The 18,150-nt window shown below is 44.9% G+C and carries 3 protein-coding genes and 1 pseudogene; 3 read left to right on the forward strand and 1 reads right to left on the reverse strand.

Features of this window, described 5'->3' with window-relative positions; all coding sequences use genetic code 11:
- Positions 1 to 25 precede the first annotated feature (25 nt).
- Positions 26 to 1,873 carry a M3 family metallopeptidase gene (locus AB6E51_RS13265; RefSeq protein WP_372058165.1) on the reverse strand — a complete coding sequence of 616 codons (1,848 nt, stop codon included), beginning with the start codon at positions 1,871 to 1,873 and terminating at the stop codon, positions 26 to 28.
- 254 nt (positions 1,874 to 2,127) lie between these two features.
- Here AB6E51_RS13265 and AB6E51_RS13270 point away from each other — a divergent pair.
- The 3 genes and pseudogenes from AB6E51_RS13270 (at position 2,128) to AB6E51_RS13280 (ending at position 18,144) form a co-directional block, all read left to right on the forward strand.
- A pseudogene (locus AB6E51_RS13270) lies at positions 2,128 to 14,633 on the forward strand (Ig-like domain-containing protein).
- 33 nt (positions 14,634 to 14,666) lie between these two features.
- Positions 14,667 to 16,826: a type I secretion system permease/ATPase gene (locus tag AB6E51_RS13275; protein ID WP_372058163.1), complete on the forward strand. Its 2,160-nt coding sequence runs from the start codon at positions 14,667 to 14,669 to the stop codon at positions 16,824 to 16,826.
- On the forward strand, positions 16,819 to 18,144 hold the full coding sequence (locus AB6E51_RS13280; protein ID WP_065584757.1) for an HlyD family type I secretion periplasmic adaptor subunit: 1,326 nt from the start codon (positions 16,819 to 16,821) through the stop codon (positions 18,142 to 18,144). Before AB6E51_RS13275 ends, AB6E51_RS13280 begins: the two co-directional genes overlap by 8 nt.
- Positions 18,145 to 18,150: the final 6 nt, after the last annotated feature.

Below are 18,150 nucleotides of genomic sequence, written 5' to 3' on the forward strand. Positions count from 1 at the left end.
TTTTTCATTAGCATTAAAACTCAATCTATCGACCGTATTGCTCAATAATAAAGTGCTCAAAATCATCACACATTTGGTCATTCGACTTTGCATTATTCGCTAATTCAGTTGCACCATCAACGATCGATATCTTCGCATTCAAATCCGCGACTGGTGCACGTTCTCTTGTCGACAGCTGTTTGATTTTTTGCTCCTCAATCGCCCAAGCTTCTTCTGGCAATAAGTTGCACTCGTCAGCGAGGTATTTTGCATTAAAACCTTCCCCAGTCAGGCTTTCGATTGTCCCATTATGATTCACGCTATTGCCTTGGTGCCAATAGTGCTTAGCTAACAAAGGGCCGATCTCTGGGTTATCCGTTAGGTAGCCAAACTTATCGGTGAAATACGCACGAGTTTGATACACCGCCATATGAGCCAGCAGGTAACCTTGATATGCGCAAGAGGCTTCATCCGACAATAGATGCGGGATCGCCATTAATGGGCGAGGGCTACAAGCTAATCCAAGAATCGTTTTCTCACTGCTACGAGCAAGAGCGGTGATCTTTTCAGGTGTCAGATCTTCATCCGCCAATTCGTAAAGTGCTCGCTCGAAATACGGAACCACTAAAATGCTGCGTTCTTGATAGGCTCTGAAGGGTTGTTTGTTATCGATGATTGCTTTGATTAACTCGTCAGGTACTGCTTGGCCATCTGCATTAAGCGCGTATTGTTTGAGCCAATCGGCGTCATTCAACAAGCTGTCGCAGAACATGGATTGAGTTTCGGCATAAGCCATCGAGGTTGGTGCAAATTCTTGAGAGAAACAAGGCGCGTTCATCTTAACGTTGGCGAAATGCGCTGCGTGGCCGCCCTCGTGAAATAGCGTGTTGATACCATCATAACCGCTGCCGATTTGGTCGGGCTTGGCGTTGCTCGTGAAGTTAACTTGAGCCGCAACCCAAGTGTCTTGATCGTAGAAAGAAGGGATAGGGCCATGGCAGAAGCCATTAGGGTACTTACCTTTGCGATCAAGCAGATCCAATTTTAATGTCGCTTGAGAGTATTCGATGTTTAGGCGACCAAATGATTCGATCCAGCGTCGAAGTGACTTTGAGAATGGAACATAAGGATCAAGATCATTCATAACGTCACCTGCAAAAGAGTAGGTAAAGTTATGGGCTTGAAGTGCATTCTCGCCTTTCTGCTCAGCCAAATTGGCTAGGCTTTGCTGATGGCTATCACGCGTGCGTGCTTCGAAGTCATCCAGAATCGTAAACAGTTGTTCTGTCGTCATCTGTTCGGTTTTTACCACCGAGTAATCAAAGAAGGTTTTAAAACCCAGTGATTGAGCAAATTGGTTACGTTTTTTGATCAGTTCAATAAAGCCGTTAGCCAGCAGCCATTGCTCTAAATCTAATAGTGCTTGATGTGCAGAAAGCCTAACTTGTTCATTACCATTACTTCTAACGGCTGAACCTAAAACGGGCAGTGACCCTTCTGTTTCATCGCCTGTTTCATTTACGTAAGTCATCACGTGATTCTGTTTTTTCTCAAACAGTTCAGCCTCAAACTTTATGAGTTCGGCTTTAAGCTTCTGTGACTGTTCAGACTCAATAGCGTGAGATCTAAAGGTCGCTAACCAACCATTCAAGCCTGTCAGTGTACTCTCTTTTTCGAGGGGATCTTGAATTTCATCGATAACAGCGAGTTGCGTTTCGATAGCAGTAATCTGTTCGGCAGAGCTAAGAAATTCCGTCCACTGAGTCTGCGCGAGTGTCGAACCATCGTGGTCGTCACTGATCCCCATATATGTATCCCAAAAGAAGTCTTCTTTCGCTTTATGAGTCGCAAGATACTTTTGATTCAATTGGTTGAGATAGTTCGTTGCAGTCATGACATTCCTTGAAAATTAACCAGTAATTTCAACATTATGACACATTCATTGAATGTATTTTGTGATGATAGATATAACTGAATGCAAGTCACAGCCTATCGGTTTACTTTACAGCGTATTAGTGATAATTAATTAACTGTTAATGGTTTGTTGTTTGCTAGTATTAACTAAAGAGAGTGTGCTGATTTCTCCGGCTTTTTATTGAGTAAATTGATGTTCTCAAGGTCAGCGTTTTTGTAAGGAAGAGGTTTAGGATGGATCCTATTTTATATATCGAAGTTGGTGGTGTTGTGTGGCAAGTATTCCCTGATGGGACTTGGCTTCAATTACCTGCTACGCAGCCAAAAGTTGAAGGCGTGCAAGTCGTCAGCATTGAACCTCAGAATTTACAAGAGGCTCAGCCCCTAACCGAACCACAAATCGCCGCAGTTGAACAACAGTTGGAAAAGGTGGTCACCGAACTCGTCAACAACATTGAAAGCGCACCTCAACAGCCTAACTCAGTAAATGATCAACCTAGTTCCAGCGCCTCTTTTATTGCTTATGTTCGTTCCACCTTAGATGAAACGCTCGCTGAGGCGGGTTTTGATACGCGTCCTGCAGAATATGCCGACGAAGATACAACCTCGAATGAGGGTAACCTTGATATTCTGTTACCTAGTGCACTATTAACCGTTGATATTTTGGATGGTGGAGACGGTTACGAAAATCAGTTTGAAGTACCAAGTGTCACGATTACGGGCACGGCAGTGGATGTTCGAGACGGGCGTACCGTTGTTCTGACCATCACTGATGTTAACGGAAACACAGTAACCACCACAGCCATCACAAGCGATGAAACGTATGTCGTCAATGGCGTCGACCTCTCTTCATTGGAGGAGGGGGATCTTCAAGTCGATGCTGTCATTGCTGATGATTTTGGCAATAGCATTGCAGCTAACGATTCCACAATCAAAGACACATTAGCCAACATTGAGGTTGACTTCGATGGCTTTGGTGATGAGTTTTATAACAAGTTTGAAGTAGAGAATGGCGCATTAGTTGGTACTGTAGTCAATGTTGAAGATGGACAGACTATTTCAATAACGATTACAGACAGTAACGGCTTATCTGTGAGTTACTCAACGGTAGTCTCAGGAAATAGCTGGACGCTCGAAAACCAAGATTATTCCAATTTCGCCGAAGGTGAACTCACTGTTGTTGCAAGCACCATAGATATTGCCGGAAACCCTACCACAGCAACGGATACCATAGAAAAAGATACGATTGACCGGATTCTCGTTCGATTTGATGGATTTGGTGATAACTATTATAACGAAAATGAAGTTGGCAAAGGTGCTCTGATTGGAGCGATCTTCAATGTCGAAGACGGCCAAGCTATTGATATTAAGATTACAGATAGCAATGGTTTATCTGTTGACTATACCACAGTTGTTTCTGGTAATTTTTGGAGCCTGAAAGACCAAGATTATTCTGGCTTTGCCGAAGGTGAGTTGACGGTTGTTGCTAGCACGACTGATGTTGCAGGCAATACTATTTCTTCTACCGATACAATTATCAAAGACACGTTAGTGAACATTGGTGTTGATTTTTCTGCCTCTGATGATGAGTTTTATAACCAAGCTGAAGTCTCTAATGGAGCCTTGGTTGGTACTGTGGCAAATGTGGAAGATGGTCAAACTATATCCATTACGATCACCGATGTTAGTGGCAAATCGGTTGATTATTCCACGGTTGTGTCTGGAGGTACTTGGACTCTGACTGGCCAAGACTATTCAGGTTTTGCTGAAGGTGAGCTAACGGTTGAAGCAAGCGTTACGGACGTTGCGGGCAATACAGCAACATCTAGCGATACCATCGTCAAAGATACACTAGTTAGTATTGGCGTCGATTTCTCTGCATCGGATGATGAGTATTACAACTCAGCAGAAGTGAGCAATGGCGCATTGGTTGGAACGGTACTAAATGTTGAAGATGGGCAAACCATTTTCATTACTATTACGGATAGTGCTGGCACCTCGGTTGATTATTCCACGGTTGTGTCTGGTGGTACTTGGACTCTCACTGGTCAAGATTATTCAGCCTTTGCGGAAGGTACGCTAACGGTAGAAGCAAGCGTTACGGACGTTGCAGGCAATACCGCCACTTCTAGCGATACCATCGTCAAAGATACGTTGGCGGACATCAGTGTGGATTTTGATGGTTTTGGTGATGAGTATTACAACTCTGCCGAGGTCAGTAATGGCGCATTAGTTGGCACGGTGACCAATGTTGAAGATGGCCAAGAAGCTTCAATCACTATCACTGATGTTGATGGTAAATCAGAAAATTATACCGCGATAGTTTCTGGTGGTGAATGGACATTAGTCGGCCAAGACTATTCGGGTTTTGCAGAAGGTATCTTGACTGTAGAGGCTACAGTTAAGGACGTTGCAGGCAATACTGCTACTTCTAGCGATACTATCGTCAAAGATACGTTGGCGGACATCAGTGTGGATTTTGATGGTTTTGGTGATGAGTATTACAACTCTGCCGAGGTCAGTAATGGCGCATTGGTCGGCACGGTTACCAATGTTGAAGATGGTCAAGAAGTTACTATCACCATCACCGATGTTGATGGCAAGTCAGAAAATTATACCGCGACAGTCACTGGTGGCGAATGGACTCTCACAAGTCAAGATTATTCAGCCTTCGCTGAAGGCACTTTAACGGTAGAAGCCACGGTTACAGACATTGCGGGCAATACAGCGACCTCCAGTGACACAGTTGTCAAAGATACGTTGGCGGACATCAGTGTGGATTTCGATGGTTTTGGTGACGAGTATTATAACTCCGCCGAGGTCAGTAATGGCGCATTAGTTGGTACGGTGACCAATGTTGAAGATGGTCAAGAAGTTTCAATCACTATCACTGATGTTGATGGCAAATCAGAAAATTATACCGCGATAGTTTCTGGTGGTGAATGGACATTAGTCGGCCAAGACTATTCGGGTTTTGCAGAAGGCATTTTAACCGTTGAAGCAAGTGTCACGGACGTTGCAGGCAATATTGCTACTTCTAGCGATACCATCGTCAAAGATACGTTGGCGGACATCAGTGTGGATTTTGATGGTTTTGGTGATGAGTATTACAACTCTGCCGAGGTCAGTAATGGCGCATTAGTTGGCACGGTGACCAATGTTGAAGATGGTCAGGAAGTTTCCATCATTATCACCGATGTTGATGGCAAGTCAGAAAATTATACCGCGACAGTCACTGGTGGCGAATGGACTCTCACAGGTCAAGATTATTCAGCCTTCGCTGAAGGCACTTTAACGGTAGAAGCTACGGTTACCGACATTGCGGGCAATACAGAGACCTCCAGTGACACAATAGTCAAAGACACGCTGGTGGACATCAGCGTGGATTTTGATGGTTTTGGTGATGAGTATTACAACTCTGCCGAGGTCGGTAATGGCGCATTAGTTGGCACGGTGACCAATGTTGAAGATGGCCAAGAAGTTTCAATCACTATCACCGATGTTGATGGCAAGTCAGAAAATTATACCGCGATAGTTTCCGGTGGCGAGTGGACTCTGATTGGTCAGGACTATTCGGGGTTTGCTGAAGGTACGCTAACAGTAGAAGCAAGTGTTACAGACGTTGCGGGCAATACTGCTACTTCTAGCGATACCATCGTTAAAGATACGTTAGCGGACATCAGTGTCGATTTTGATGGTTTTGGTGATGAATATTACAACTCTGCCGAGGTGAGTAATGGCGCACTGGTCGGCACGGTGACCAATGTTGAAGACGGTCAAGAAGTTTCAATCACTATCACCGATGTTGATGGCAAGTCAGAAAATTATACCGCGACAGTGACTGGTGGCGAGTGGACTCTAACTGGCCAAGATTACTCTGCCTTCGCTGAAGGTACGCTAACAGTAGAAGCAAGCGTTACGGACATTGCCGGTAATACGACAACTTCTAGCGATACCATAGTCAAAGATACGTTAGCGGACATCAGTGTCGATTTTGATGGTTTTGGTGATGAGTATTACAACTCTGCCGAGGTCAGTAATGGCGCATTAGTTGGCACGGTGACCAATGTTGAAGATGGCCAAGAAGTTTCAATCACTATCACCGATGTTGATGGTAAGTCAGAAAGTTATACCGCGATAGTTTCTGGTGGCGAGTGGAGTCTCATTGGTCAAGATTATTCAGCCTTCGCTGAAGGCACGCTAACAGTAGAAGCTACGGTTACGGACATTGCGGGTAATACTGCAACTTCTAGCGATACCATCGTCAAAGATACGCTAGCGGATATCAGTGTCGATTTTGATGGTTTTGGTGATGAGTATTACAACTTAGCCGAAATTACTAATGGTGCCTTGGTTGGCACGGTTGAGGATGTTGAAGACGGTCAAACGATCACTATTACCCTTACCGATAGCCTTAATGTCTCCCAAGTTTATACGACCACAGTAGTTGGCGGAAATTGGACGCTGACAGGTCAAGACTATTCGGGGTTTGCAGAAGGAATCTTAACCGTAGAGGCTAGCGTTACGGATGTTGCGGGCAATACTGTTACTTCTAGCGATATAATCGTTAAGGATACTCTGGCAAGTATCACAGCAAAATTCGATGATGCCGACAACATACTCAACACTGAAGAGGTTCAATCTGTTCGTCTACAAGGTGTTGTTCAAAATGTAGAAAATGGACAGCCTATTACCGTCACAGTTTCGGATAGCAATAATCAGTCTATCACGTTACAAACCGTAGTTGTTGCAGGGGCTTGGAGCATCGATGATGTCGATCTGTCTGCATTTGCGGATGGCAACATTACCGTAGAAGCAGTTACCGTTGATATTGCAGGTAATGAAACAACGGGCACAGACTCGACAGGAAAAATTGATACCGTCCAACCTGTTATCGATATTGATACCTTATCTGGTTTCAACATCTTAGATTTTCGTAGTGGTGATTTAACCACCATGCAGGGTACGACCGATGTTTCCGAAGGTTTACCTGTCTACATAGAAATCAATGATGGTACGCAAACGCTGACTTTTGAAGGTGTAGTTGATGCGTCCGGTGGCTGGCTAGTTGAGAATATTGATGTCTCTAGCTTAGACCCATCTACTGAGTGGATTATCGATGCGAGAGTTGTTAACTCGATTGGTAATGAAGTCAGTGATGACATGCCAAGTATTATACTGCCAGATTCAGTCTCATTTTCTGAAAGTACGGTTGGTATCTTTGGAGATCAAACCCAAGTCGCTGACATCAATATTCAGTTTGCTGACGAGTTCGCTTTTAGTGCAAACCAAGTCTCTGCCGAGGGAGTGACGTCTCAAGGTCAATCTATCGCTATTGCATTAGAGTCTGACGGCCAAGTGCTCAAAGCAACACGAACCGATGGAACACTGGTTTTCGAAGCTAAGATTGTTGGAGATACCGTTGAAATCACTTTCTACCAAGCGGTTGACCAACAGGCTGGTGAAGAGTTACTTCAAACGGCGATCATTATCGAAGGTCTTCAGATTGATGATGATGGAACCACTGAGCTCGTTTTAGGCGAATTACCGATCACGATTCTAGATTCTGAACCTTTGCTGTTCGGCGAGTCTTACTCGATGGTTGAAGGTGAAACATCGTCAGGCAACGTTCTCAGTAATGACATTGACCTTGATACCGCACTGACGATTAGTAGCGTCGAAGTAGGGGGAATCAGTAAAGACATTTCAGGTGCAACTCCTGCGGTGTTTAATACCGGGGATGGGGTATTGACCGTATTTGCCAATGGACAGTGGACCTTTGAAGCAAATCGAAATCTAGATCATAACCAAGAACATACCGTTACCTTCAATTACGTTGCCGCTGACTCTAGTGGTGATTTTGGTTCTGCAACGGCGACCATTGATATCACTGATGGTGCGGCAGGACAGATATTGGATGATTCGAAAACGGTGACGGAAGTCGACGTGACCTCTGGTTCGCAAACCATCAATGCTCAATTTACGATATTAGGTGGTTCGGATAACCCAGACCCCGATTCTATACAATTTAGCTCAGAGACCGTCGCGCAACTAGAAGCATTAGGTATCACTTCGGGGGGCGATTCTACGGCACTTTCTTACACCCTCAGCGCTGACGGTCGTACTATTACAGCTAAGCAAGGTGACGATGATGTGTTCTCGTTTTCAATGACGACAACGGTCGACGGGAATAATGTACTTGCTGATATTGTGTTTGTGATTGAACACCCACTCGATCATGTTCTTACCAGTGATTTACTCACGATTCCGTTGAATATTATTGGTACAGATACTGATGGCACTGCTTTAGAAAACGGTCAAATATCATGGGTGGTAGAGGACGGTAATGATCCGAGTTTGGTTCTTGATTCAAATGCTTCAGTCAACGAGTCGGATCTAAGCAATGATCCTATCGGTGAAGTCAGTAGCACCGGAACCTTCAGTGTTGGGATTGGCAGTGATTACTTAGACAGTGTGTTCTTTGATCTAGCAGATCAACCTCAGCTCTTCAGCGGCGGTGAACAGATTTATTACACTGTTTCTGAGGATGGAACATTATTGACTGGCTACGCCGGACCAGTAGTGGGTGGCGATGTTGCCTTTACTGTGAGTTTTGCCGCGCCCGCATCCGGTGATGTAGACAGCAGTGTGGATTATGTCTTCACTCTTTATAAAGGCTTAGATCAAACCAATGGTACGGATTCTCTTCCTTTTACCGTTACTGCTCGCGATTCAGATAATGATGAAACCAAACTAGACCTTAACATCTCTATTACTGACGGTGGTGAACCGTTTATTGGAAGTGGAACTGTTGAACTATCTGAAACCCCTATCGCCAATACGACACCAGATAGTGTAAAACAAAGCGCAGTGGTAAATTTGGATATCACGGCATCGCATGATCCTATCGTTTATCTTGGTATTGATGTGACAAACGGTCAGGCGGTTTTAGATGGTGATGGGGAAGCCGTTACTCATAATGGTGAAGCTTTAACTTGGAGAGACAATGGTGACGGCAGTTTCGATGCGATATTAAGTAATGGCGATGTCATTATGCAGATTCGTCTGCCATCTGATTATTTCTTAGAAGCTAATATCTCAGGTACCGTTGCCGTTGAGATTGATTTATATCGCTCTATTGATCATGGTGCTGGGTTAAAAGATACCGAATTGAGCATACCGGCCACGGTTGTCGTTATTGATTCAGATGGTTCGCGTTCCACCCAAAAATCAGACATTAAAATATACGATGGTAAGGATCCTGCATTCTCGATTGTAGGCAGCATATCTGTCGATGAAGATGGACTCATTGGTGACAACGAACAAACTGGGACTGAAGAACCAAGCCCATCGATCGCTATTATCCAAGGCTCGGACGATATCGCATCAGTTTCAGTTAATACCGATGCTTTTGACGCATTAGCTTATACCAGTGGTGGGCAAGCCATTTCATTGCAGGCAGTGAATGCCGATGGTTGGTATTACGCTCAAGATACGTCGGGTAACGATATCTTCCGAATTCGTTTTAACAACGATGGCACAACAGAGTTCAATCTATATGCGCCGCTTGATCATGCTACGGGTGATGGTGAAAATAATCTTGCTGTGAATTTTGAATTGGTCGTTACTGATGCCGATGGTGATAGTTCTGATCCGGCTATTTATGTTGTTAATGTTACGGATGCAGTGCCAACTTCTCGTTCTGGTTCCATTGAAATGGTGGAAGGCGATAATCTCAGCGGACAGTTCTTAACAGAAGAATTTGCTGGTGCGGATGGCGCCGTCATTGTTAGTTTTGACTATCGCGGTGATACCTACACTTTTACCGATGTAATTACGTCAATCGAGATTGATCTCATTAATGATTTTGATAATAGCGTCTACGGTCAGTTTACGCTTAACTCTGATGGCAGCTACCAACTGACTACTAATGCCAATGTATCAACTGACCCTACCGATCCTCGATTAATCGATGACATTGATTATTTGGTTCGCGATGCCGATGGTGATGAGGTCACGAGTACTGCTGAGCTTATTCTGGATGATAACGAAGGTTTTATTCGTTATGAAGATTCTGAAACCACAGAAGACAATGACGCGATTATCGTTGTAAGTGTGGCAACCGGCGATGTCGACCAAAGCGAAACCGTTACTGCTATCGAGTTCTCAGAAGCATCGCTAAACGGTGGTAGCTTGTACCTTGATGGGGTGTTGCTTCAAGTTGTAGACGGCAAGGTCACCTTGTCTGGAAGTCAATTGGCAGCGATTGATAGTCAGTTTACCGGCCCGAATGGCCAGTTGACTTATCGACCAGCACTTCATGAATCCAATACCACCTCAACGGTTATCCTAGCGATCAACGCAATCATTAGCACTGATACGGATCCTAAAGAACTGACGGCTGATGTTGCAGTGTCTGTTTTACCGGTGGCTGATGCACCGGATTGGTCGGCTTCCGTATTCTCCTATCATTCAGTAGAAGATGACTCAGACCCAGTCAGTTTGGACATAACAGCTCAGCTGGTGGATCAAGATACGTCAGAAACATTGAGCTACCAGATTAGTGGGATTCCTGACGGCTTGAATTTGACGTTAAATGGCAACGCAGTCAAAGAAGGGAAATCTTACACACAGGCTCAGATTGATAAAATGGAAATCAGGGCTGAAGACAACCTAGCGGGTCGCTTTGAGTTTGAGATTACTGCGGTTGCAACAGAGTCTGGCAATTCATTCGCTGACCCAGATGATAAAACGGCAAGTATTGTACATACCGTTACTGTCGATATTTCACCTGATGCTGATACTCCTCATGTGTCTGTTAAAGACTACAAGGGACTAGAGGATGAAGCTATTTACCTCAAAGACGTTATTGAAGGCGCTTTGGCGGACACCGATGGTTCTGAATCGTTAAGTTATATTATCCAAGTTCAAGATGGCTGGTCTGTTGAAGGTGATGGTACCGCAAAGATAGGCAATAATTCCTATTCAGTCACTGCCGAAGCTATCGCCAATGGTGTTGCTTATATTCAGCCTAAAGAAGACATCAGTTCCTTTACTGAAGATCTGTCAATAGACGTAACAGCAATAGCGACTGAGTCGACGATCGATTCACTTATTCCTATCAATGGGCAAGCGTCAAGTGATACAAAAACCATCAATATCTTTTTGAAAGGTGTTGTGGATGAACCTATCGCGGTAGACGGTGGTAATGGTCATTGGCAATACGACAGTGACAGTAAAGTCATCAGCAACCAATCGGTCTTGAATGAAGATGGGTTAATACAGCTCGACTTCCTCATACAAACGACGGATGACGATGCTTCAGAAGAGATCAACATACTGCTTACTAACATTCCTGAAGGCACTTTGCTGGTGGATGCGTTGGGTGAACCAGTATCGCTGACGATTGCGTATGTTGATGATGTGACAGGGCCCGTATTCCAAGTCTCTAACGCTCAACTGGATGATCTGTATCTCAAGCCAGTTCTTGATTTTAGTGGTGAATTAGAACTCACCGTTATTGCTATCTCAACTGAGCCCGATGGTGATTCGGGCGAGTTTCCTATGACACTTAAAGTAGAGCTAGCGCCGGTCGTTGATCAAGAAGACGGTCAAGTGGTCAGTACTCAAGGCATCGAAGACAGTCAAATCGGCCTGAACCTTGAACCTTCAGTGAATCAGGATATTGATGGCAGCGAATCCTTGACGGGATATGTCATTGATAGCCTACCTGCAGATCTCACTCTTTATTTTGATGGGAGTGTTATTCAGGTCCCAGCTTCAGGCTTAGATTTGGATACTCTACTGGACTCAACAACGCCAACGCTTTCGGATCTTCTAAGCAGCGGCAGGCTTTCTGTTACAGCGACAGAAGATTTAAGCGGAACATTCTCAATTCCTATCACCTATGAAGTCGCGGATACCTCTCCAACTGGTGCAACGGATATTAAAGATATTACTGGTTCTATTAGCGTGACTGTAGATGCTCGTGTCGAGCTAGATACTCGATTAGAAGGCTCTACAGAGCTGTTACAGAGTACAGACGGCTCGCCTGTTGATATCTCTAACGCCGTGACGTTCGTCGACGCGGATATCGATGGGTCAGAGTACCTCGATTATATTTTGATCGAGATTCCCGACGGCTATTCGTTGATTGTTGAGCACCCTAATGGTGCCGCTCAAGATAGCTCTGGGAATTGGATCATATCTGCGGATGGGTTAACGAGTGACTCTTTCCAAGAACTCGCAGCGTACATTTTAGATAATGCGACGATTTCCAGCCCAAGTGATACTCCGGTACTGGATATTGTGGTTCGTGCTCGTGTGATTGATGGTGATGATGCGAGATATATTGATGCGACTTTCCCGCTGCAAATTACTGGTCATGACGGCGGTGGCGGTTCTTGTGACCCTGTTGGCCCACCAAGCCCGATTCAACCCGATGGCGAAATTAAAACACCTGAAGGGGAAGATATTGATCTCACTGGCTTGCTAAACACCGATGTTGGCAGTGATCCAGACAATGAAATCTCTTTCTATATTCCTGCCGATTCACTTCCTGAAGGCGTTGAGATCTCCGGTGATGGTGTGATTGCTGAATACGATGCTTCTGGTGAGATCGTCGGTTATTCAATCACTGCCGATGGCCTCTCGAAATTGACGTTAACTGGATTGGACGAAGACTTCGCTGGGTGTATTGATTTCACGATAGAGACGATTGAAACCTCGCCGTGTAATGGTGAGACTGTAACGACAGCTCAAACTATTAGTATTCAAGTCTTGCCTGTTGTGGATGACATCACCGTTGCCACGGATTCGACAACGATTCAAGAAGACATCGCCACGGATCTTAATCTTGAGCTTGTTCTTGGAGATAGCGTTGAAGACGGTCAGTTAATCACGGGTGAAGGCAATAGTGCTACTGGCAAGGAGACAGTTAACTCTCTGACCATCACAGTATCAAATGGTGTAACACTATCGGAGAGTCCTGCTGATACTGGCTTGTTAGTTGATAATGGCAATGGTACTTGGACGGTAACGGATCCTAGCCGCTTGAGTGATGTGTTAGTTACGCCACCTGAGCATTACAGTGGTGAAATTACCCTCACTGTGACAGCAAATATTACCGATGAAGCGGATTGCGTGACAGAAACGGATACGCAAGATAAAACGACGGTCGTGACTATTACTGTTGAGCCAGTCGCTGATGCGGCGAACTTGATAACAGAGGATATTATCGGAGATGAAGATAATTACATTTCGTTGTCATCACTTAGCGCAGAGCTGATTGACCAAGATGGTTCTGAAAACATGTCGCTTTCGTTGAAGGGAGTTCCTGAAGGCGCAGTTGTCGCGATTAAAATCGGAGACAACTATGAGTTGGTTCCAAACAATGGTGCTGATGGCGGTACCTTCGATGGAAACCCTACCTATGAGTGGCAGTTAGATCCAAGTCAGTTATCTAATCTAGTCATTCTGCCACCAAGAGACTTTAGTGGTGACATTAATCTGTCTCTAGAGGCGATTACTCAAGAAATTGGTACGACGGATATCCGTTATACACAATCTGAATTTACTGTAGGTGTTAACCCTATAGGTGACAAAGTTGAGTTCTTCGATTTACCTGAACAGCTCACTGGAAGTGAAGATGATGGCATCGTGATTCCTCTTGATGCCAATAGCTTTGAAACTAACAGTGATGAGTTTTTAGCAATTACGGTAACAGTGAATGGAACTTCGGACCCTTCAGGGTTAGTTGGGTTAGACCGAATTCGAATTGGATCAGAAACCAGTTCTTTCACCAGTGTTGGTGGCATCATACAGGCGACGATCCTCGTTAAAGCAAGTTCTGTTGATGAGCTCGAATTCTTTGCAGGCGATGCGTTTGGTAACCTCGATATTACGATTACCGGCCGAACGGTTGATCAAAATACGGTACTCGGTGAGTTAGTGGTCGACACGGGTGACCCGAGCTCGCAAGACATGACGCTTATTATCACACCAGAGCCTGATGCACCGTTATTGAGCGTTGAATATTCTTCGATCGTGGCAGAAGCAAGTGGCACGATTCCTCTTGGTTTAGATCTTTCTCTTGTAAACCCTGCTGATTCAGAAGTGGGCTTCATTACAATTCATGATATTCCCGCAGGTTTGACGTTCTCACACGGCTCTATGGTCAATATGTGGTGGACTTGGCAGATGTGCCTAACCTAGCGATTACCGGGGGCTACAACAGTGGTGATCAATTTGACCTAACGATAGAGCCGTCTGCAGAGATAGGCAATAACCAAGCGGTCGGGTTACCCCAAACCGTATCGATTGAGTTTGTCGCTGAAGGGGATTCTACGATTACCGCGACAGATGATAACGATCTGTTGATTGGCGGTACAGGCTCTGACAATTTTGTGTTCGCATCTTCAGGCTTAGGGAGTGCAGAAGCACCAAGCTACGATGTGATTCAAGATTTTGATGCGTCTCCAGACACTGATGCAATTGACCTCTCGGGTATTTTGGGAAGCCTAGGGCTTAATACAGGGCTAGGGGCAACACAATATCTAGATTTAGAAGAATCTGGTGAAGGTGTGACCATTTCTATTAAACCTAATGGTGACGAAGACGTTCAACAAAACATCTTGCTAGCTGATGTCACGTACGACGATCTGTATCAAGGTGACAGTAGTAGTGCATTAGAAGCACAAATTTTACAAAAAATGATAGAAGACAATAATTTAACGCTGTAAGTTAGATGTACAGTCTATAAAAGGAAGTTTAGATTGGTAGAACAAAAAGACAGCTGGCTAGCTTGTGTTGAGTGGTTGTGTGAGCATTTTAATGTTCGCAGTCACCCTTCCAAAATAGTGTCTGGCCTACCTTTAAATGAAGGCAGGCTCAATGAATCCCTTTTTCCAAGAGCGATTGAGAAATCGGGGTTAACGCTGAGCCACGTTAAAAAAGAATTATTGAATCAATGTCAGTTCCCTGTTGTTGCTGTTGAGTCCGCGACAGGGTCTCCTCTTGTCGTAACCCAAAGCTCCGTTGGCGACTTTCAAGTATTGAATTGTGAATCCAACTTAAGCCAACAAATTCTCCTTAAAGACTTAGTCATTAAAGTGGATGCATTTGTTTGGCAAGTGGGTGCTCAAGCGCTTGATGATGCGCGTGTTCAGGCACATGAGCGCAATGACAGTAAATCCAACACCCGTTGGTTGTGGCGGGTGGTCAAAGAAGTGAAGCCTTGGTATCGCGATCTGTTTATCGCTTCGTTCTTGATCAACGTGCTTGCGCTAGTGGTTCCGTTATTTACCATGAATGTGTACGACCGTGTTGTGCCAAACCAAGCGTTTAACACGCTTTGGGTATTAGCAGCAGGCGTTGGTATCGTTGTTATTTTTGATTGGGTATTGAGAAGCTCACGAAGCTCTGTGACTGATATGGCTGGGCGCTATATTGATAACAAGTTGTCTTCTCAGCTGTTCTCGAAAGTCCTTGGTATGAAGCTCGAAAATCGACCTCAATCGGTAGGCGCATTTGCCAGACAGCTTCAAGACTTCGATAGTGTTAAAGATTTCTTCACTTCTATTTCTTTGGTTACTTTAGTCGACCTGCCATTTACCTTGCTGTTCCTGTTCCTTATCGGTTGGCTTGGTGGTGCAATGATGTTTATCCCAGTCGCAATTATGCTGGTATTGATTGTGCTGAGCATTGCGATGAAAGGTAAAGTCGAGAAAACATTCGATGAAACCGCACGTTTGTCGACACAAAGACAAGCACAGCTGTTTGATTGCTTAACAACCCTTCCGGATATCAAGCAAAACAATGCTGAAGGAATCACTCAGAAGCGTTGGGAACAGACTATTTCATCGCTCTCTCAATGGCAGACTCAATCTCGTCACTATTCCAATATCGTGACTCATTCCATTCAGTCGAGTCAGCAGATCGTTACTATCACTCTCATCATCTTCGGCGTGTATCAGATCTCTGAAGGCTTGCTGAGTATGGGTGGTTTGATAGCCGTTGTGATGTTGAGTGGGCGCGCTGCAAGTTCGGTGAACCAGCTTTCTCTTCTATTGCTGAGGTTCCAGCAAACACGTTCGGCCGTTGAAGGGCTGAATCAGATTATGGAGCTACCTCAGGAAGAGTCCAAACACCAAGTTATCGACAAAGGAGACTTTGATGGTGGGGTTAGGTTAGATGAAGTGACGTTTACTTATCCAGAGACTCAAAGCCCTGCATTAAAGGAGATTTCCCTAGAGATCAAACCGGGTGAGCGAGTTGGTCTTGTCGGTGCGGCAGGCGCGGGTAAAACAACTCTACTATCGATTGTTGCGCGCCAGTATTTGCCAACAACAGGACAAGCTTTCTATCAAGAAATCGATGGGCAATTATGGCCAACCAGCGTTCTGCGTAGTGGCATGGGTTGGGTAGGGCAAACCACTAATCTTATTTTTGGCAGTGTTTACGACAACGTTACGCTTGGTGCGACCAACGTTGATGAAGAAAAGCTAAGACAAGCTCTTCAACAGTCGGGTTTGAATGGTTACATGGGGCGCCTAAGCAATGGCCTTGAAACACCTGTCGGTGAGGGTGGTCGGTTACTTTCTGGTGGTCAGCGCCAAGCCGTTGCCATTGCGAGAGCTCTGTATCGTTGTCCAAAGTTATTGATCATGGATGAGCCCACCAGCGCGCTAGATAATCAGGCCGAGATTCAGTTCTTTAATGCACTTCAAAGTATGCCGAGAGAAACCTCAATGCTAATCAGCTCCCATAAGTCTTCATTCTTGATGATGTGTGATCGTGTTGTTGTATTGGATAAAGGTCAAATCGTGGCAGAAGGTGAACCTAAAGAAATTCTCTCTTTACAGAAGAAAAGTGTACCTAAAGGTACGAGCCGGTTTAAGACGGTATCTGTGGTGAAGGGAGGTCGTCATGAGTAATGATATTCAATGGACCAACAACCACTTAGCATTCCGCTCTCGAAAGCTGATTTGGTTGAGTGCTCTACTCATTGTATCAATTATCGGTTGGGCTACGTGGGCAACATTAGAAGAAGTGGTTATCGGCGAGGGCAAAGTCGTTCCTAGCCTTTCTGTACAAACCATTCAGAGCTTAGAAGGCGGTCTAGTTCAAGAGATCATGGTGCGACAAGGTCAATCAGTAGTGAAAGGACAGCCCTTGGCTAAGCTCGAAGACACTCGTTTTAAAGCGGCTTTTTTAGAGTCGGCTCAACAAGCGGATACCTTACTGGCCCAACAATTAAGATTGAAAGCAGAGCTGTCGACCGTTGTTTTAAATAACGATGCAAAACAGTGGTTTGAACGAGTTGTCTTGGTGCCACAAGATATTGTCATCGATGTATCGAGCCATCCGGCATTAATGAACGCCAAAGCCAACTATCGAGAACGTTTAGGTCAGTTGAAATCGGAACTGGAAGAGGCGGCACTTCGCATTGAGCAACAAGACCAAGCACGTGTCGATACGCTCAATAATATTCAGACTCTTGAAAGCAGCCTCGAGATTGTGATTCGTGAACGCAACATGCTCAAAGACGTGGTGGCGAGTGGTGCTGTTGCTGAAGTTGAACTACTGAAGTTGAACCGTGATGTGGTCAAACTGAAAGGTGATATTGCCAGCTCGAAAGTGGCGGCTCAGAAACAGATAGCTGCCTACTCAGAGTCGATAGCGGATCATCGAAGTATCGCTTTAGATTTTCGTACCAAAGTGCAAGGCCAGTTGAATGAAGTGGCGAGCAAGATAGCGCAGCTGAACGAAAGCCAGCAGGCGATTGCCGACCAACTCAAGCGTACTGAAATTGTCGCGCCCGTTGATGGCACAGTCAAAGAGATCTTTGTGCGTACCATTGGTGGTGTAGTTCGTCCCGGCGAGCCGATCATTGAGATCATTCCATCAAACAGTGACCTGATTGTTGAAGCGAGAATCTCTCCGCAAGATATTGCGTTTGTTCATAACGGGTTAGGTGCAACAGTGAAATTCACGGCCTACGATTTCGTCATTTATGGCGGACTTAAAGGCGAGGTGATTTACGTGAGTGCCGACGCCTTACAAACGGAAGACGGAAACGCCTATTATCGTGCCCATATTCAGTTAAACGAAGACCAGCAACAAAACTCTGCCTTTAGCATTATCCCAGGGATGCAAGTCGCGGTCGATATATTAACCGGAGAGAAAACAGTATTGAGTTATTGGTTAAAACCTATTTTACGAGCTAAGGAAAACTCACTTCGTGAACGATGAAGTGGG

This window comes from Vibrio sp. 10N.247.311.47 (genome assembly GCF_041467535.1).
GTDB classification, from domain to species: domain Bacteria; phylum Pseudomonadota; class Gammaproteobacteria; order Enterobacterales; family Vibrionaceae; genus Vibrio; species Vibrio crassostreae_C.

Excerpts from the sequence above, each read along its gene's own strand:
- AB6E51_RS13280 (WP_065584757.1), top strand. The coding sequence starts at position 16,819 with ATGAGTAATGATATTCAATGGACCAACAACCACTTAGCATTCCGCTCT.
- AB6E51_RS13265 (WP_372058165.1), bottom strand. The coding sequence starts at position 1,873 with ATGACTGCAACGAACTATCTCAACCAATTGAATCAAAAGTATCTTGCG.